Genomic DNA, 17,625 nt, shown 5'->3' on the forward strand with positions numbered 1-17,625 from the left:
TGGGCCGCCCAGGTGTCTCCAATCCGCTGCGTCTGAGAGCGGGTTCTATCGGGGGACCTGCGCCGTGCCAGGGCCGAATTCGCGGTCGAAGGCCCCGCGCTCGCGCCACAGTGTGGTGACCTCGATGCCCTGTTTGCGGACCAGCGAACGCTCGTCCACCATGGCATCGCCCAGCCGCAACCGGCCGCGCACTTCGAAGTATGACGAGGCCACGGCGAGCGTGCTTTCGGGGATGTCGATCGTGGCTCCGAGCAGTTCGCGCACCTCGGACAGCGTGCGGAAGTGGCGCGATTCACGTGTTTGCAGGATCTTCTGTGCGCTGGCCATGTCCAGGCCGGCGATGGCTGCCAGCAGCACGTCGATGCCGGCGGTATTGATGTTCACAGGGGTGTTGGGTGGAAGCAACGACACATGGGGCGTGAGCGCGAGGACGGTGCTTTGCGACAGGCCCAGCCATCCCAGCTGCGTAATGGACGGCGGCATCAGCGGGGCGTTGCCGCTGTCTCCGCTGCCTGCAGCCTGGGCGCGTTGCATGCCGTCCACCAGCGTGCTCAGCTCCTGCTGCGGCAGGCCCAGCCGTTCGAACAGCCGCGTGAACTGCCGTTGGCCCACGTCCTGGACCTTGCCGTTGACCACCAGGTTGGCCAGGTTCAACCGCCCTTGCGCATCGGTGATCTGGCCCGACAGAAAAGCCTCGGTGGTGTCGGTGCTGGCATCGTCCACCTGGCTCACGTTCTTGTCGGCGGCCAGAAAGGTGGACAGGCGGGCCTCTTGCAGGGGCACCGCCCAGGGCTCTGCCAAGTGGTCGGCACCGCCCGAGCGGCCGTCCTCGCGCAGGATGAGGCGCGAGAAATCGAGCGAGCCGATGAGGATCCACGCCGACTGCACGCGCGCGCGCTCGGCCGTCTCGACCTCCACCGCCCGCCACTGCTGCCACATGGCCGACGCGGCGAACGTGGCCACCAGGGTGACGGTCAGCATGGCCAGCAGCAGCGCCGCGCCGCGCGCCTTGTGCAGCCGGCGCGCTCCTGCCCTGGGCTGGGGCCGCCGTGGGGCTGGCGTGGGCTGGAGATGGCCTTGGGTGGTGCCGCCTGCGGGGGCGGTAGCGGAGTCGCTGTGCTGCAAGACGGTCATGACCTGCCTCCGCCCAGCAGGGGATTGACCCAGTCGCGAGTCAGCTGCCCGACCAGGGCCTGGCCCGGGGGCAAGGTGATCTGCAGGCGCACGCCGTCGGGTATGGCGGCCGTTGAATTCTCGGCAGTCGTGCCACTGCTCGACTGCGCGTTGGACCAGGCGCCGCCGCGGTAGTAGAAGATCTGCCAGTCCTGAAGCGGCAGCAGGGTCATTTCATAGAGCCTCTCGGCATCGCCAGGGCTGCGCGCCCACTGGGCGGCCAGCGCCCAGGCCTCCTGCCACTGGGCGCGTGTGCGCACCGGGGGCGACTGCCAGCGCACCCATTGGCCAGCGCCCTGCGCGCCGCGCAGCGTCCAGGCCACCACCAGCGCGCCCTCGTCGGGCACGGCGCTGGTGCGGCGCGTCAGGCGCAGCACTTGGCCGTCCCAGTCGAGCGGCGTGGTGTTGGCAATCGGCATCAGTGCATCGAGGTCGGTGCCCCACTGGCCCAGGGACGACTGCAGCACCAGCATCTCATCGGCCCGCTGCCGCGTGATCTCCTGCGCCCGCACCATGCCATCGAGCCCCCGCCAGCTGAGGATGGCCAGCAGGCTCATCACCGCGATCGCGAGCAGCAGCTCGACCAGCGTGAAGCCGCGCGCAGTCTTCGAGGCCGATCTGCGTTGAGAAATACGGAACCGTTCACGTTGAGCTGATCCAAGCGCTGCGCGAGGCTTCGACAAGCTCAGCCCGAACGGTTTGGGTGTATGGGATACAGGGCCGCATGCAAGCGGCGCGGCGCAAGGCAAAGGCATCCGTGGAACTGACTTTTCCAAGCCATCGGGTGCGCCCCCCCAACGGGTGGAAGGCGCAAAGCGAATCGGGAGCCCTGCCAGCGTGAAGCTGCGCGCAGACGTCGCAACCGGCGCGGCGCAAGGCGAGGGCACCCGTGGAACTGGCTTCGCCAGGCCACCGGGTGCGTCCCCCCCGCGGGGGGAAGGCGCGAAGCGACTCAGGGGGGGCATTAATACCTTCCGATGATGGTCGAGACCCGCAGGATGGAATTCTCCCCATCCAGCACCTGCGCATCCACCCGCCGAAAGCTCGGGTTGGGCGTGGGGCGCACGATCACGGCCACGGTGAGCTGCCGGCCTGCCTGCTCGCAGGTGAGCGTGCTGTCGCCCACGCTGGGCATCTGGCGCGACAGCCGGGCTTTGACCAGCTCGTTCTCGGCGCACAACTGGGCCAGCACGATGTCCGACTGGCGCAGCGCATTGCGCGTGAGGGCCGTGGTGGCCTGCAGGCCCGCCATGAGGGCGATGGCCACGATGCTCAGCGCGACGAGCACCTCGACCAGCGTGAAGCCCTGCTGGTGTTGCTGCGGCTGCGGGCGCCGTGCAACCTGCCTTGGATCGCCACTCACTGCACGGTCTCGACGGTGAAGGGCCGCACGCCGTCAGTGGCGACGCTCAGCGTGCGCTCAGGAAATGCCTGGTGCGTGATCAGCACCTGCTGCCGGCCGATCAGCGGCTCCGGGCCCAGCACCAGCACGCCATTGCCGCGCACCGCCGTGCCGGCATCCAGCCATTGACTGGGCAGCGCGGCCTGTGCGCTAGGCGGCAGGCCTTCGAACTGGAAGCCGCGGGGGTTGGCACGCCACACCACCGGTATGCCGCCTCCGCGGGACTGCGCGCGGGCCGACTCCAGCAGCGCGGCCAGCCGCGCCGCCTCGCGCTCGACCAGCGTCTGACCGCTGTCGCGCATGGCAATGCCCACCCCGGCCGTGGCCAGGGCGATGATGCTGACGACGACCAGCAGTTCCAGCAGCGTGAAGCCGCGCGAGCGAAGAGACATGGAGTCAGGACCTAGCGATGCACGTCACGCTGTGTGAACTCCGCCGCCGGGCCGCCCCAAGGCGGAACGCGGCCCCCTCGGGGGGCAGGGAGCGACACGCAGTGCGCGACCGTGGGGGCCCACATGACTATTGCCAGCTGCCGATGTCCGAGTCCTTGCCCTCGCCACCGGACTGGCCGTCGGCGCCGAACGACATAACGTCGATCTCGCCCTTGATGCCGGGGTTCAGGTACTGGTAAGGGCGGCCCCAGGGGTCGTTGGGCAGCTTTTCGAGATAGAGCTTCCAGTTGTTGGGCACGGGGCCGGCCGAGGGCTTGATGATCAGCGACTGCAGGCCCTGTTCGGCCGTGGGGTAGCGTTGGTTGTCCAGGCGGTACAGCTTGAGCGCCTGCATGATGTTGGTGATGTCGGTGCGGGCGGCAGTGACACGTGCGTCGTCGGCACGCTCGAGCACGTTGGGCACGATGAGGGCGGCCAGCACGCCGATGATGACGAGCACCACCATCAGCTCGATGAGGGTGAAGCCCCGGGCCAGACTGCGGCGGGCGGAGCGCAAGAGGAGAGGAAAGGAGGTGTTCACTGCTGGCGGTCTCTCGGATGGTCGGATCGCGTGAATCATAATCCCCGCATGGTGACCAATTCACACAGCAAATGGGGCGTACGCCTGGGGACTCTGGCGCTTTGGGCTGCGGCAGGCGCCAGCGTGGTGTTCTGGGGCTTGCGCCTGTCGGCTCCGGCCGCGGGTGCGGCAGCGCCGGTGGTGCTCCCGGCGGCCGTGGCGCCCGACGCGCAAGCGCTGGCCCGCCTGCTCGGGGCCGTGCCTTCGGTGGCTAGTGCTGCGCCCGCCGCACCGGTAGCGACACTGGCCAGCCGGTTCTCGCTGATTGGTGTTCTGTCGGGCCGCGCCAGCGGCGGCGGTGCGGCGCTGATCGTGGTGGATGGCAAGCCCGCCAAGCCCTTCCGGGTGGGGGCGGCGGTGGACGAGGGGCTGGTGCTGCAGGCGCTGGGCCCGCGCCAGGCGCAGCTCGGCGGCTCGATGGATGGCCCGGCCACGCTCACGCTGGACATGCCGCTCAAGAACTGACCCGGGTGTAAGAACGCGTAAAAGCGTTCCAGTGTCCCCGTTTTCCCCTCAAGCACCTGGGCGCAGTCGCTCAGGTCAATCCCAATGTCTCCCATTCGCCCCAGCTGGGTGCTGCCACGGGCCATTCCTCCGACCGCGGCAGCGCGCTGCCATGGGCACGCAGCCAGGCAACGCAGCGGATCACCCCGGCGTGCGTGATCCACACCACATCCGGCACGGTGCCGCCCGCCAATGGGGCCTGGGCGGCAAGGCTGGCGGCTGGACTGCAATGGGCGTCCAGCGCCGCGGCCACGCGTTGCAGCACCGAGGCCAGGTTGTCGCCGCCGCCCGTCCGGTAGTTGGCAAAGCTGGCGGTCCACGCATCGATCTCCGCACGGGCGATGGTGTCCCAGGCCCGTCCTTCCCAGGCGCCGAAATCCATTTCGACCAGCCGCGCGTCGGGTTTTGATGCCAGATCGGGCCGCAGCGCTTGCAGGCTCCGCGCCAGCTGCTCACATCTTTGTAGCGTGGAGTGGTGCACACGCGCCTGGCCGGGCAGGGCGGCCGCCAGGCGTGCTGCCGCGGCGTGTGTCGCTGCGGCGTCGGCAGATACATCCAGCGCCCCGTAACAGGTGCCGGGTGCCACCAGCGGCTGTGCGTGGCGCACCAGCCAGAGGCGGGGGCCGCGCACGGCGGCCGTGCCGGTCTGTGGATGTTTCACATCCAGCGCAGGGCCAGCGCTGCGCCCAGGTAAAAGCCGATCTCGCTGACCTGCTGCGTGGCGCCCAGGCAGTCGCCGGTAAAGCCCTGCAGCCGGCGCGCAAACCAGCGCGCCATCCAGGCCGCCGACACGCCACTCAATGCGATGGAGGCCGTCAGATAGACCGCTGGCTGGGCATACGCCACCAGCGCCAGCGGCACCAGGCACCAGGCTACGGCAGCGGCCAATGCGCCACCCGAGATCTGGTCGGCCAGCGGCTTGCTCTTGGAGCGGGCCGTGTCGCCCACATGCGGCAGGCTGCGCACGATGAACAGCGGCCACAGGCGCGACAGCACATGCGCGCCCACCAGGGCCGACGTGGCGGCCAGCAGGCTGTGGGCGCCCAGCAGCGACAGCAGGCTGAGCTTGGCGAGCAGGGCCAGCACCAGCGCCATGGCGCCGTAGGCCCCGATGCGCGAGTCTTTCATGATGTCGAGTGCGCGCTCCCGGTCGGCACTGCCGCCCAGGCCGTCGGCCACATCGGCCAGCCCGTCTTCATGGAAGCCGCCCGTCATCAGCACGGTGGCCACCGTGCACAGCACCGCCGCCACGGCGGGGGCCCACGGGCTGGGAGCCAGCGCCCAGTGCAGGGCCGCATAGACGGCCACCGACAGCAGCGCCGCCAGCCAGCCGATGCCCGGAAAGTGCGCCGCGCTGGCGCGCAACATGGCGGGGCTGAAGCCCACCCAGTCGGCCAGCCGGCCGGTGACCGGAATGCGGGTGAAGAACTGCACGGCCAGCAGGTAGTGGCGCAGGGCTTGCATGGCGTGCGTGACCTGGAGTGCGGTGGGGGTTTGCTACAATTTTTATAGCTTCTAGCGCTTGTCTATCAAGCGGTAGAGGCCATTTTTGTGCATTATTTGGAGCGCAGGAACAGGCGGTAGGCCGGGTTCAGCGTCTCTTCCACATACGGGTAGCCCAGCGTGGCCAGGAAGGCGTCGAACGCGGCCTTGTCCTCGGCGGGCACCTGCATGCCCACGAGGATGCGGCCATAGTCGGCGCCCTGGTTGCGGTAGTGGAACAGGCTGATGTTCCAGGTGGGCTGCATCAGGCTCAGGAACTTGAGCAGCGCGCCGGGGCGCTCGGGGAAGGTGAAGCGCATCAGCCGCTCGTCCTGCGCCAGTGCCGAATGGCCGCCCACCAGGTGGCGCAGATGCTCCTTGGCCAGTTCGTCGTGGGTGAGGTCCAGCGCCTCGAAGCCGTGGCGGCCGAAGTTGCCGGCGATCTCCGTCGACTCGCCCCGGCCGTTGGTGGTCAGGCCCACGAACACATGCGCACGGGACTCGTCGCTGATGCGGTAGATGAACTCGGTCACGTTGCGCGGGCCGCCGGGCAGGCCGCCCACCACTTCGCAAAAGCGGCGGAAGCTGCCGCGCTCCTCGGGGATGGTGACGGCGAACAGGGCTTCGCGCTCTTCGCCCACTTCGGCGCGCTCGGCCACGAAGCGCAGGCGGTCGAAGTTCATGTTGGCGCCGCACAGGATGGCGGCGTAGGTCTCGCCCGTGGTCTTGTGCTCGGCCACGTACTGCTTGATGGCGGCCACGGCCAGTGCGCCGGCGGGCTCGACGATGCTGCGCGTGTCCACGAAGATGTCCTTGATGGCTGCGCAGACGGCGTCGGTGTCCACGGTGATGAACTCGTCCACCAGGCCGCTGGCGACGCGGAAGGTCTCTTCACCCACGAGCTTGACGGCCGTACCGTCCGAGAACAGGCCGACGTCGGGCAGCGTGACGCGCTGGTGGGCGTTGACGGACTGGATCATCGCGTCCGAGTCGTTCATCTGCACGCCGATCACCTTGATCTCGGGCCGCACGGCCTTGATGTAGTTGGCCACGCCCGAGACCAGCCCGCCGCCGCCGATGGCCACGAACACCGCATCGAGCTGGTTGCTGCCCAGACTTTGCAGCTGGCGCAGGATTTCCATCGCAATGGTGCCCTGGCCTGCGATCACGTCCGGGTCGTCGAAGGGGTGCACGAACGTCAGGCCCTGCTCCTGTTGCAGGCGGGCCGCGTGTTCGTAGGCGTCGGAGTAGCTCTCGCCGTGCAGCACCACATCGCCGCCCAGGGTGCGGACCGCATCGATCTTGAGTTGCGGTGTCGTGGTGGGCATGACGATCACCGCGCGCGTGCCCAGCTTGTGGGCGCTCATGGCCACGCCCTGGGCGTGGTTGCCAGCCGACGCGCAGATCACGCCGCGCGCCAGTTGCTCCGGCGTGAGGTGCGCCATCTTGTTGTAAGCACCGCGCAGCTTGAAGCTGAACACCGGCTGCTGGTCTTCGCGCTTCAAAAGCACCTTGTTGTGAAGGCGCCGGCTCAGGTTGTTGGCAGGCTCCAGCGCCGACTCGACGGCCACGTCGTACACGCGGGCGGTCAGGATCTTCTTGAGGTAGTCGGCGGGAGTCAGGTGCTGGGTCATGGCGGGCAGGCAGGCTGTGGAGCGCCGCCGGTTGGCGGGGCTCACATCATAGAGGGTGGGCCTTTGGGGGCTGGACCAGTGCTGTGTGCCGCCCATGGCCAGACGCAGCCGGGCAAAAAAAAGCCCCGGGCCGTAAGGCCAGGGGCTGAATCCATCCTTTGAGGAGATGGAGGAGACAATCGGTGCGTGGCAGGCCGTGAACGCGGAGCACTTCAGGCCGTGCCGTCTGCATCTTCAGCAATCACTGAAAAAAGCAGCGCATGTCCAGAAGTTTACCGCGAGACTTGTTGCGATGCAGCAAAATCTGCAGCAAATTCCCGCCGCGCGGTCAATCCGTGCGAAAAAAACCACGTCATCAAGGAGAAACATCAATGGAATGCACAGTCAGCTGGACCGGTGGCGCAGGAACGCGCTCGGGCATGGGCTTCGTGGCCGAGACCGGCAGCGGCCACGTCCTCACCATGGACGGCGCGCCCGATGCCGCCAACCCGGCCAACGGCGGCCAGAACCTGGCGCCCCGGCCCATGGAGACCGTGCTGGCGGGGACGGGCGGCTGCACGGCCTACGACGTGGTGCTGATCTTGAAGCGCGGCCGCCACGACGTGCGTGGCTGCAGCGTCAAGCTGACCACCGAGCGCGCGCAGACCGATCCGAAGGTGTTCACCAAGATCCACATGCATTTCACGGTGACGGGCAAGGCCATTCCGGCCGTGGCCGTGGAGCGCGCCATTGCCATGAGCCACGACAAGTACTGCTCGGCCAGCATCATGCTGGGCAAGACGGCTGAAATCACGACCGGGTTCGAGGTGCTGGAGGCCTGATTTGAAGCGCTGCCGGTCCACTGGCGGGGGGGTGGCCGGCCCCCTGGTCCCCCTTGTTACCTCATGGACCGGCCATTCTCCCGGCCAGGGTGAACTGGCTGGCTGGCTGACTGATCGGCCCGGCCGGGCCGAGCCGATCTGGCTCAGAGGTAGTGCGCCGTCGTGGTCATCACCTTGGCCGCCACCTTCATCGCCGCGCGGGCTGGGAACGGCAGCTCCACGGCCCCGGAGGCGCGGGCCTGCGCGGCATGGCGCTCTTCATCGTCCTTCATCCGGGCCACTACGGCGCGTGAGGGCACATCCTGCACCGGGAGCCGGTGCAAATGGCTGGCCAGATGCGCCGCCACCTGTTTTTCCGTTTCTGCAACGAACCCCAGGCTGGCGCGGTCACTGATCTTGGCCGCCACCAGTCCCAGCGCAAATGCCCCTGTGAACCACAGGGGGTTGAGCAGGCTGGGCCGCGAACTCAGGGCATCCAGCCGCTGCTGGGTCCATGCCAAGTGGTCCGTCTCTTCACGCGCTGCTTCCAGCAAATGGGCGCGCAGCGCGGCGTCGCGCGTCACCGCCGCCTGGGCGGTGTAGAGCGCCTGGGCGCACACTTCGCCCACATGGTTGACGCGCATCAACGCACCCGCCAGCCGTTTGTCGGCAGGGCTCAGGGAGGGCTCAGCCAGGCCGTGCGCCGGCGTCGGTGCGCCTGCGCGGGGCTTGGCGAAAAGTGTGCGGAGCGCGTTTTCGGCCGCAGTGAGCAAAGAATCCATGGTTGCTTTCGGAATGACAAGGGTCTGGAAACACAAGTTGCACATGGATACATGTGCGCGCTCTTGTTTTTGGGCTTGTCGCAAGGCGAAGAAGCGATTTTGCCGGTGCGCACTTAAATGTTGCAACACTGCAACGGATTTCCCCTTTCGGGCCGATTGTGGGTGAATTCCTTTGCGAAACCCGGCTGGGTCTGGTGCAATAAGAACAACTTCCCCACCAGGAGGTTGGCCCGGGGAACCGGCGGGACTGTGCAGGTGTGCATTCACCATAGACCCCCCGTACCGGCGCCCTATGTTTAACCTTGGAGTAACTCGCAATGAAAAAATCCCTGATTGCCCTGGCTGTGCTGGCTGCTTCCGGCGCTGCAATGGCTCAATCTTCCGTGACCCTGTTCGGCGTGGTTGATGCAACCTACGCTTACGGTAACGGCAGCGTCGCTAACCGTTCGCAACTGACGAACTCCGGCTACAACAGCAGCCGTCTGGGTTTCCGTGGCGTTGAAGATCTGGGTGGCGGTCTGTCCGCTTCGTTCTGGCTGGAAGCTGGTCTGAACAACGACAACGGCACCGGCGGCGTTACCAACACCAACAACCAAGCGGCTACCAGCTCTGGCGGCGGCCTGACTTTCAACCGTCGTTCGACGGTCAGCCTGAACGGCGGCTTCGGTGAAGTGCGTCTGGGCCGTGACTACACCCCACAATTCTGGAACCTGACCGTGTTCGATCCGTTCGGCACGAACGGCGTTGGCACGACCGTGACCCAAACGGCTAACCTGGGTGGCCCAACCAACACCCGCGCTTCGAACGCCATCGGCTACTTCCTGCCAGGCAATCTGGGCGGCTTCTACGGCCAAGCACAGTACTACATGGGTGAAAACCTGAGCAACGCTGCCAACAAGAAGGACGGCAACGGCCTGGCAGCTCGCGTTGGTTACGCTAACGGCCCCATCAATGTGGCCCTGGCTCTCTCGCAAACCAAGTTCCTGAATGCAGACATCAAGTCCTGGAACCTGGGTGGTCAGTACGATCTGGGCGTTGCCAAGATCATGGCTCACTACAACCAAGACGACGTGAAGAACGGACCTGAAGGCAAGGGCTTCCTGATCGGTGGTCTGGTTCCTGTTGGCGCCGGCGAAGTCCGCCTGTCGTACTCCACGTACGAAATCGAAGTTCCCGGTGCAGATCCACGTGCGAACAAGTTCGCTCTGGGCTATGTCCACAACCTGTCGAAGCGCACCGCTGTGTACGCTACTGTTGCTGCTGTGAAGAACAAGAATGGCTCCGCCATCGCTCTGAACAACGCAGTGACCGCAGCTGGCCGCAACTCCAGCGGTTACGACTTCGGTATCCGCCACAGCTTCTAATATCAAAACTGGCTTATGGCCAGTTGAGATATCAAAGCAAAGAAAAAGCCACCTTCGGGTGGCTTTTTTTGTCTGCTCGAAAAGCTTGCGAAAGACAGTGCGTGCTTGAGTGTGAATACGTGAATACGTGAATACGTGAATACGTGAACATGTGAACACGTGAGTGCGTGAGTCGTGCGATCAGCGAGGGGTCAGAGCACATCGCAAAGAGGCTGCGCACCCTGTCCCGTTATTGGGGCATCGCGGCTATTGTCTGGTGCCCAGACCGCTCGACAAGCTTGCACATGGATGCTGCTGCGCCACGGCCATCCATCAAGTCCGCAGAGCCTCTGGTTTCTTCGTCGGATATCAGTGGTAACTCCGTGCACATCAAGACGGCCAAAGCGGCACAACCCGGTTGATTTGGCCCCTCCATCCGCAGCATTCGACGGGTTCGCAGCCGCCGCGCGACTTGATATGGCTGTCACGTATTTCTTGGCACCATCTTTGCATGCAGTACAGGGTCGAAACGGCTTTCATAGGCCCTTCAGGACACCCGGGATTCAGGGATTTCCCGTTGGCTATAGAGCAACCTTTACTGCATAGTAAAACTTTTAAATCTAGAGGGTTCCATGAAACTCAAATACAGTCTTTTGTCGGTGGCTGCGGCTGCAGCCGTGCTGGCGTCGCCAGCGTTGCATGCCAAGCCATTCAAATGGGCAAGCCAGGGAGAGATCTCGACGTGGGACATCCATTCCCAGAACAACGCGCTGCAAAACGGCATTCACGCGAACGTGTACGAGACCCTGGTTTACTACAACAGCAAGACGTTTGATGTGGAGCCCGTGCTGGCCACCTCCTGGAAGGAAGTGAGCCCCACGCAGGTGCGTTTTACCCTGCGCCAGGGCGTCAAGTTCCATGATGGGTCGACACTGACCACCGACGACGCGGTCTACTCCATCCAGCGCGCGATGGCCAAGACCTCCAACTTCACGCCCTACGTGCAGGGCATCAGCAAGGTCAACAAGGTCGACGCACAGACCTTCGACGTGATCCTGTCCGCACCCAACCCCGTGCTGCTGCGCCAGATGACCGAGCTGCGCATCATGAGCAAGGCCTGGGCCGAAAAGAACAAGTCGGTCGAACCCAAGGACATCAAGGGCTCGGACGAAAACTTCGCCCACCGCAATGCCATGGGCACCGGCCCTTACACGTTGGACTCGTGGCAGCCTGACGTGAAGATGGTGTTCAAGCGCAACCCCAACTGGTGGGGCAAGATGGACGGCAACGTGACCGAGATCACCTACACGCCGATCAAGTCCAATGCGACGCGGATCGCCGCGTTGATCTCTGGCGAAGTCGACATGGTGCTTGACCCCACACCCCAGGATCTGGGCCGCCTGCGCGCCAGCCCTGACCTCAAGGTGATCGACGGCATCGAGAACCGCACCATCTTCCTGGGCATGGACCAGTTCCGCGAAGAACTGCCAGGCTCCAACATCAAGGGCAAGAACCCGCTCAAGGACGTGCGCGTGCGCAAGGCCCTGTACCAGGCCATCGACGCGGACACCATCTCGCGCAACATCATGCGCGGTCTGGGCAAGCCCACTGGCACCATCGTGGCACCCCAGGTGGCGGGCTACACCGAAGCCGTGGGCAAGCGCTTCCCGTACAGCGTCGAGGCTTCCAAGAAGCTGCTGGCCGAAGCCGGCTACCCCGATGGCTTCGAAGTGGACTTCGCCTGCCCGAACAACCGCTACATCAACGACGAAGCTATCTGCCAGGCCGTGACCGCGATGTGGTCGCGCGTGGGCGTGAAGGCCAAGCTGCGCACCTTGCCGCTGGTCAACTACTTCCCGATGATCCAGCGCTACGAAGCCAGCATCTACATGCTGGGCTGGGGCGTGCCGACCTTCGACGCGCTGTACAGCCTGCAATCGCTCACCCGCTCGGTGGGCCAGGGCGGCGACGGCAACTACAACGTGGGCCGCTACAGCAACCAGCGCATGGACTATCTGGTCGACCGCATCAAGGCAGAGACGGACGCACCTGTGCGCACCCGCATGCTGACCGAAGCGCTGCAGCTGTCCAACGACACCGTGTCCCACCTTCCTTTGCATGACCAGGTGATCCCATGGGCCATGAAGAAGAACGTGGAGCTTGTCCACCGCGCCGATAACCGCGTGGATATGCGTACGGTCAAGGTGAACTGATTTATTCTCGACACACTGAGAGCAAGGGCCACAGGGCCCTTGCTCTCTTTGGTTTAGTTTGACGACGTATTGCCCACCGGCGTCCCCGCCATCAAAAGTGGCTGCGGCGTCCCTATCGAACACTCACTCGACTTCCCGATGCTCGCCTTTATATTGCGCCGCCTGATCCAGGCTGTGATTGTCATGGTCACGGTGGCCTTCATCTCCTTCATGCTGTTCCAGTATGTGGGCGACCCCGTGGTGTTCCTTTTGGGGCAGGATGCCACCGCTGACCAGATCCGGGAGCTGCGCGCTTCCCTGGGCCTGGACAAACCCTTCTTCGTACAGTTCTGGCACTTCCTCGTGAACGCAGCACAGGGCGAATTCGGCCTGAGTCTGCGCCAGGGTGCCAAAGTGTCCCGCCTCATCGCAGAACGCTTTCCGGCGACGCTGGAGCTGGCGCTTGTGGCGGCCGTGCTGGCGCTGGTCATTGGTGTGCCCATGGGTGTGTATGCAGCGCTCAAGCGCGGCACCTTCGCCAGCCAGCTGTTCATGACGCTGTCGCTGCTGGGTGTGTCGCTGCCGACCTTCCTCATCGGCATCCTGCTCATCCTGGTGTTTGCGGTCACGCTGGGCTGGTTCCCAAGCTTCGGCCGGGGCGAGGTGGTGCAGCTGGGCTGGTGGAGCACGGGCCTGCTCAAGGCCAAGGGCTGGCACCACATCACGCTGCCGGCCATCACGCTGGCGATCTTCCAGCTCACGCTGATCATGCGGCTGGTGCGCGCCGAGATGCTGGAAGTGCTGCGCACCGACTACATCAAGTTTGCCCGCGCCCGCGGCCTGTCCAACCGGGCCATCCACTTCGGCCACGCGCTCAAGAACACGCTGGTGCCCGTGATGACCATCACCGGGCTGCAGCTCGGTGGCCTGATCGCATTTGCCATCATCACCGAGACCGTGTTCCAGTGGCCCGGCATGGGCCTGCTGTTCATCCAGGCCGTGACGTTCGCCGACATCCCCGTGATGGCCGCTTACCTGTGCCTGATCGCCCTCATCTTTGTGGTGATCAACCTGGTGGTCGACCTGCTGTATTTCGCCGTGGACCCCCGTCTGCGCGTGGGCAAGGCAGGGGGGCACTGATGAACTTTCCCCTGAGTCGCTTCGCGCCATCTCCCCAGAGTGGGGACGCCCGCACCGCAAGGGCTGGACACGCCGCCTGCGCGGCGGGGCGGCCCTTGCGCGGGAGCGCTGGCCTGGGCCGCGCCGGTTTCGCCGGCTGTGGGTGTTGCACGAACTTTCTGGACGCCTGAAATGCAGTCGCTGAAATACAAAGCCGGAGGCCGGGCGTTCGCGCAGATCGCGCAGTTCCACCCCGAGCTGACCGCGCTGCGCCGCGACCTGCATGCGCACCCCGAACTGGGCTTTGAAGAGATCTACACCGGGCACCGGGTCAAGGAAGCCCTCCGCGTGTGCGGCGTGGACGAGATCCACGAAGGCATCGGTCGCACCGGCATCGTCGCCACCATCCGGGGGCGCAGCACCTCCAGCGGCAGCATGGTCGGCCTGCGCGCAGACATGGATGCACTGCCCCTGGCCGAACACAACGACTTCTCCTGGAAGTCGTGCAAGCCCGGCCTGATGCACGGCTGCGGCCACGACGGCCACACCGCCATGCTGGTGGGCGCTGCGCGCTACCTGGCCGAGAGCCGCAATTTCGACGGCACGGCAGTGCTGGTGTTCCAGCCCGGCGAAGAAGGCCTGGCGGGCGCACGCGTGATGATGGAAGACGGCCTGTTCGACCGGTTTCCGGTGCAGTCCATCTACGCCATGCACAACTGGCCCGCGATGAAGCCCGGCACGGTGGGCATCAACTCCGGCCCCATGATGGCTGCGGCCGACCGCTTCACCATCGAGATCACAGGCCGCGGCGGCCATGGCGCCCATGCCTACCAGACGGTGGACGTGCTCGTGGTGGCGGCCCACATCATCACGGCGGCGCAAAGCATCGTGTCGCGCAATGTGCGCCCCATCGAAAGCGCCGTGGTCAGCATCTGCGCGGCGCAGGCGGGCGACCTGGGCGCCTTCAGCGTGCTGCCCGGTTCCGCCACGCTGGTGGGCACCGTGCGCACCTTCGACCCTGTCGTGCAGGAGATGGTGGAAAAGCGTCTCAAGGAGCTGTGCAACGCCATCGCCCTGGGCTTCGGCGCCACCGCCACCGTGCACTACGAACGCATCTACCCCGCCACCATCAACAGCGAGAGCGAGGCCGTCTTCGCGGGCGATGTGGCCGAATCGCTGCTGGGCGCAGACCATGTGGTGCGCGACCTCGAACCCAGCATGGGCGCGGAAGACTTCTCCTTCATGCTCCAGACCCGCCCCGGTGCCTACCTGCGCATCGGCCAGGGCACGGGTGCCAGCGGCAGCGCGCTGCACAACAGCCGCTACGACTTCAACGACGACATCCTGCCGCTCGGTGCTGCACTGCACGCAAGCCTGATCGAGCAGTCGATGCCTTTGGCAATGCCCTGAGCGCTGGCCGCTTCGCGCACTGCCTTATCCCATTCCCCTGGATGTACACCCCTTCCGCATCCTTTTTCACCACGAGGAGATTTCCATGAAGTTCCAGAAAAAAGCCGTCCTGGCTGCATTGTTTGCCGCGATGGCTGCAGGCAGCATGGTCGCCAACGCGCAGACCATCCGGATCGCCAACCAGGGTGACGCGCTCTCCATGGATCCGCACTCGCTCAACGAATCGCTCCAGCTGAGCGTGACCAGCAACGTGTACGAGCCACTGGTCGGCCGCAACAAGGACCTGAGCGTGGCGCCTGCACTGGCCACGGCCTGGAAGCAGACGGCACCCACCGTGTGGCGCTTCGAGCTGCGCAAGGGCGTGCTGTTCCATGACGGCACGCCTTTCACCGCCGACGACGTGGTGTTCAGCTTCGGCCGCATGAAGGGTGAAGGCTCGGACATGAAGGCCACCAACAGCGACATCAAGCAGGTGCGCAAGATCGACGACCACACCGTCGAAATCGAAACCGTGGCGCCCCAGCCCATCCTGCCCGACGTGATCACGACCTCGTTCATCATGAGCAAGAAGTGGTGCGAGACCAACCAGGCCGTGACGCCCGTGGACCGCCGCAAGGGCATCGAGAACGCAGCCTCGTTCCGCTCCAACGGCACCGGCCCCTTCCGCCTGCGCGAGCGCCAGCCCAACGTGCGCTCGGTGTTCGTGCGCAACGGCTCCTACTGGGGCAAGATCGAAGGCAACGTGAGCGAGGTGGTGTTCACCCCCATCTCCAACGACGCCACGCGCGTGGCGGCCCTGCTGTCTGGCGAAGTGGACGTGATGGAGCCCGTGCCGGTGCAGGATATCGACCGCGTCAACAGCAGCGCCAACACCCGTGCGGTGACCGGCCCTGAGCTGCGCACCATCTTCCTGGGCATGGACCAAAAGCGCGACGAGCTGCTGTACTCCAACGTCAAGGGCAAGAACCCCTTCAAGGACAAGCGCGTGCGCCAGGCCTTCTACCAGGCCATAGACATCGAAGGCATCAAGAAGACCGTGATGCGTGGCGCGTCCAACCCTTCCGCGCTGATGGTGGGCCCTGGCATCAACGGCTTCCAGCCCGAGACCAAGCGCCTGCCGTACGACGTCGAAGCGGCCAAGAAGCTGATGGTCGAAGCGGGCTACCCGAATGGTTTTGAAGTGTCGATGAACTGCCCGAACGACCGTTACGTGAACGACGGCCGCATCTGCCAGACCGTGGCCGCCAACCTGTCACGCATCAACGTCAAGATCAACCTGCAGGCCGAAACCAAGGGCACCTACTTCCCCAAGGTGCTGCGCCGCGACACCAGCTTCTACATGCTGGGCTGGACGCCCACGACCTACGACTCGCACAACGCGCTCAATGCGCTCATGATCTGTCCGGACGAAAAGGGTGGCGCGGGCCAGTTCAACCTGGGCGCGTACTGCAACCCCAAGCTGGATGAGCTGACCAAGAAGGTCCTGGTCGAGACCGACAAGGCCAAGCGCGACGCCATGATCAAGGAAGCGTTCGATCTGCACAGCGCCGACATCGGCCACCTGCCGCTGCACCAGCAGGCCCTGGCCTGGGGCGTGAACAAGAACGTGAAGCTCGTGCAGATGGCCGACAACTTCATGTACTTCAAGTGGATGAGCATCACCAAGTAAGCCGCCGGCCACGAAGCAAAGAAGTCTGTACGTCAAGCGAAAGACATCGAGAGAACGACAACCGTTTCTTTTGACAATCCACACCACCGCGCGGCCGCTACCCGGGCCCTGCGGTGGTGACTGTTTACTGGTTCCCCACAATGAAAACAACCCTTGCCCGATGGTTTGACAGCGATGTCGGCTACAGCTTTCGCACCTCTCCGGTGGCGATGGTGGCCGCCGCGATCGCGCTGATCTGCGTGTTCTGTTCGGTGTTTGCCGGATGGGTCGCACCCCACAACCCGTTCGACCTTGCCACGCTGGAACTCAGCGACGCGCGGCTGCCGCCCGCCTGGAGCGCCGAAGGCTCCATGAAATACCCCCTGGGCACCGACGACCAGGGCCGCGACATCCTTTCCGCGGTGATTTACGGCGCACGCATTTCGCTCGTCGTGGGGCTGGCCTCCGTGGTGCTGTCCGTCGTGGTGGGCGTGGCCTTCGGCCTGCTCGCGGGTTTTCGCGGCGGCTGGATCGATGCCGTGCTCATGCGCCTGTGCGACGTGATGCTGTCCTTTCCCGCCATCCTGGTGGCGCTGCTGATCGCCGGTGTGGGCCGTGCGCTGTTCCCCAACGCCCATGAGTCGCTCGCCTTCGGCGTGCTGATCATCTCCATCTCGCTCACCGGCTGGGTGCAGTACGCGCGCACGGTGCGTGGCTCCACGCTGGTCGAGCGCAACAAGGAATACGTGCAGGCCGCCCGCGTGACGGGCGTGTCGTCGCTGCGCATCATGCGCAAGCACGTGCTGCCCAACGTCATGGGCCCGGTGCTGGTGCTGGCCACCATCCAGGTCGCCACGGCCATCATCACCGAAGCCACGCTGTCCTTTCTGGGCGTGGGCGCGCCGCCCACATCGCCCTCGCTGGGCACGCTGATCCGCATCGGCAACGACTACCTGTTCTCGGGCGAATGGTGGATCACCGTATTCCCCGGCGCCATGCTGGTGCTGATCGCCTTGTCGGTGAACCTGCTCGGCGACTGGCTGCGCGACGCCTTGAACCCACGCCTGCGCTGAGCACATGGCCCCCACGCTCCGCACTGTCGTGTCGTCGCTGGCCCCCAAGGGG

Annotated in this window: 17 protein-coding genes; 8 read left to right on the forward strand and 9 right to left on the reverse strand. The window is 65.3% G+C overall.

The window, feature by feature from the left end; translation table 11 throughout:
• Nucleotides 1–45: 45 nt before the first annotated feature.
• The 5 genes from gspK to gspG all read right to left on the reverse strand — a co-directional run bounded on the left by gspK (nt 46) and on the right by gspG (nt 3,547).
• Nucleotides 46–1,134: a type II secretion system minor pseudopilin GspK gene (gene gspK / locus ACSQ3N_RS04855; protein ID WP_436145732.1), complete on the reverse strand. Its 1,089-nt coding sequence runs from the start codon at nt 1,132–1,134 to the stop codon at nt 46–48.
• Complete coding sequence (locus tag ACSQ3N_RS04860) at nt 1,131–1,805, reverse strand: PulJ/GspJ family protein (RefSeq protein WP_436147917.1); 675 nt, start codon at nt 1,803–1,805, stop codon at nt 1,131–1,133. The genes gspK and ACSQ3N_RS04860 overlap by 4 nt, the downstream gene beginning before the upstream one ends.
• Before the next feature lie 332 nt (nt 1,806–2,137).
• Nucleotides 2,138–2,536, reverse strand: a complete 399-nt coding sequence (gene gspI / locus ACSQ3N_RS04865; RefSeq protein WP_436145733.1) for a type II secretion system minor pseudopilin GspI — start codon at nt 2,534–2,536, stop codon at nt 2,138–2,140.
• Entirely contained in the window at nt 2,533–2,967 is a 435-nt protein-coding gene (locus tag ACSQ3N_RS04870; protein WP_436145734.1) for a prepilin-type N-terminal cleavage/methylation domain-containing protein, read from the reverse strand. Before ACSQ3N_RS04870 ends, gspI begins: the two co-directional genes overlap by 4 nt.
• 127 nt (nt 2,968–3,094) lie before the next feature.
• Nucleotides 3,095–3,547, reverse strand: a complete 453-nt coding sequence (gene gspG, locus ACSQ3N_RS04875; protein ID WP_304439424.1) for a type II secretion system major pseudopilin GspG — start codon at nt 3,545–3,547, stop codon at nt 3,095–3,097.
• A gap of 48 nt (nt 3,548–3,595) precedes the next feature.
• On the opposite strand from gspG, the gene ACSQ3N_RS04880 reads away from it, so the two are divergent.
• A complete protein-coding gene (locus ACSQ3N_RS04880) occupies nt 3,596–4,051 on the forward strand; it encodes a type II secretion system protein N (protein ID WP_436145735.1) in 456 nt (151 codons plus the stop codon).
• A gap of 70 nt (nt 4,052–4,121) precedes the next feature.
• On the opposite strand, the gene ACSQ3N_RS04885 is transcribed toward ACSQ3N_RS04880, so the two are convergent.
• The 3 genes from ACSQ3N_RS04885 to ilvA form a co-directional block, all read right to left on the reverse strand.
• Nucleotides 4,122–4,751, reverse strand: coding sequence for a histidine phosphatase family protein (locus ACSQ3N_RS04885; RefSeq protein WP_235507497.1), 630 nt, complete (start codon nt 4,749–4,751; stop codon nt 4,122–4,124).
• The gene (gene cobS / locus ACSQ3N_RS04890; protein WP_056173187.1) at nt 4,748–5,554 is read right to left on the reverse strand and encodes an adenosylcobinamide-GDP ribazoletransferase; all 807 of its coding nucleotides are present in this window, start codon (nt 5,552–5,554) and stop codon (nt 4,748–4,750) included. Before cobS ends, ACSQ3N_RS04885 begins: the two co-directional genes overlap by 4 nt.
• 92 nt (nt 5,555–5,646) lie before the next feature.
• The gene (gene ilvA / locus ACSQ3N_RS04895) at nt 5,647–7,206 is read right to left on the reverse strand and encodes a threonine ammonia-lyase, biosynthetic (protein ID WP_056173562.1); all 1,560 of its coding nucleotides are present in this window, start codon (nt 7,204–7,206) and stop codon (nt 5,647–5,649) included.
• A 371-nt stretch (nt 7,207–7,577) separates the two neighbouring features.
• On the opposite strand from ilvA, the gene ACSQ3N_RS04900 reads away from it, so the two are divergent.
• Nucleotides 7,578–8,027: an OsmC family protein gene (locus tag ACSQ3N_RS04900; RefSeq protein WP_056173189.1), complete on the forward strand. Its 450-nt coding sequence runs from the start codon at nt 7,578–7,580 to the stop codon at nt 8,025–8,027.
• A 143-nt stretch (nt 8,028–8,170) separates the two neighbouring features.
• Here the strand turns inward: ACSQ3N_RS04900 and coq7 are convergent, their stop codons facing one another.
• On the reverse strand, nt 8,171–8,788 hold the full coding sequence (gene coq7, locus ACSQ3N_RS04905; protein ID WP_436147918.1) for a 2-polyprenyl-3-methyl-6-methoxy-1,4-benzoquinone monooxygenase: 618 nt from the start codon (nt 8,786–8,788) through the stop codon (nt 8,171–8,173).
• 317 nt (nt 8,789–9,105) lie between these two features.
• Here coq7 and ACSQ3N_RS04910 point away from each other — a divergent pair, with 317 nt between their 5' ends.
• From ACSQ3N_RS04910 to ACSQ3N_RS04935, 6 genes are all read left to right on the forward strand, one after another.
• Nucleotides 9,106–10,152, forward strand: coding sequence for a porin (locus ACSQ3N_RS04910; protein WP_056173194.1), 1,047 nt, complete (start codon nt 9,106–9,108; stop codon nt 10,150–10,152).
• A gap of 611 nt (nt 10,153–10,763) precedes the next feature.
• Nucleotides 10,764–12,344, forward strand: a complete 1,581-nt coding sequence (locus tag ACSQ3N_RS04915; protein ID WP_056173196.1) for an ABC transporter substrate-binding protein — start codon at nt 10,764–10,766, stop codon at nt 12,342–12,344.
• A gap of 138 nt (nt 12,345–12,482) precedes the next feature.
• On the forward strand, nt 12,483–13,463 hold the full coding sequence (locus ACSQ3N_RS04920; RefSeq protein ID WP_056173198.1) for an ABC transporter permease: 981 nt from the start codon (nt 12,483–12,485) through the stop codon (nt 13,461–13,463).
• A 171-nt stretch (nt 13,464–13,634) separates the two neighbouring features.
• Complete coding sequence (locus ACSQ3N_RS04925) at nt 13,635–14,852, forward strand: M20 aminoacylase family protein (protein ID WP_056173200.1); 1,218 nt, start codon at nt 13,635–13,637, stop codon at nt 14,850–14,852.
• Nucleotides 14,853–14,937: 85 nt separating this feature from the next.
• The gene (locus ACSQ3N_RS04930; protein WP_056173202.1) at nt 14,938–16,521 is read left to right on the forward strand and encodes an ABC transporter substrate-binding protein; all 1,584 of its coding nucleotides are present in this window, start codon (nt 14,938–14,940) and stop codon (nt 16,519–16,521) included.
• Between the two features lie 140 nt (nt 16,522–16,661).
• Nucleotides 16,662–17,573: an ABC transporter permease gene (locus ACSQ3N_RS04935; RefSeq protein WP_056173205.1), complete on the forward strand. Its 912-nt coding sequence runs from the start codon at nt 16,662–16,664 to the stop codon at nt 17,571–17,573.
• Nucleotides 17,574–17,625 lie beyond the last annotated feature (52 nt).

This window comes from Acidovorax sp. LjRoot194, from assembly GCF_964253015.1.
Lineage (GTDB): Bacteria > Pseudomonadota > Gammaproteobacteria > Burkholderiales > Burkholderiaceae_C > Acidovorax.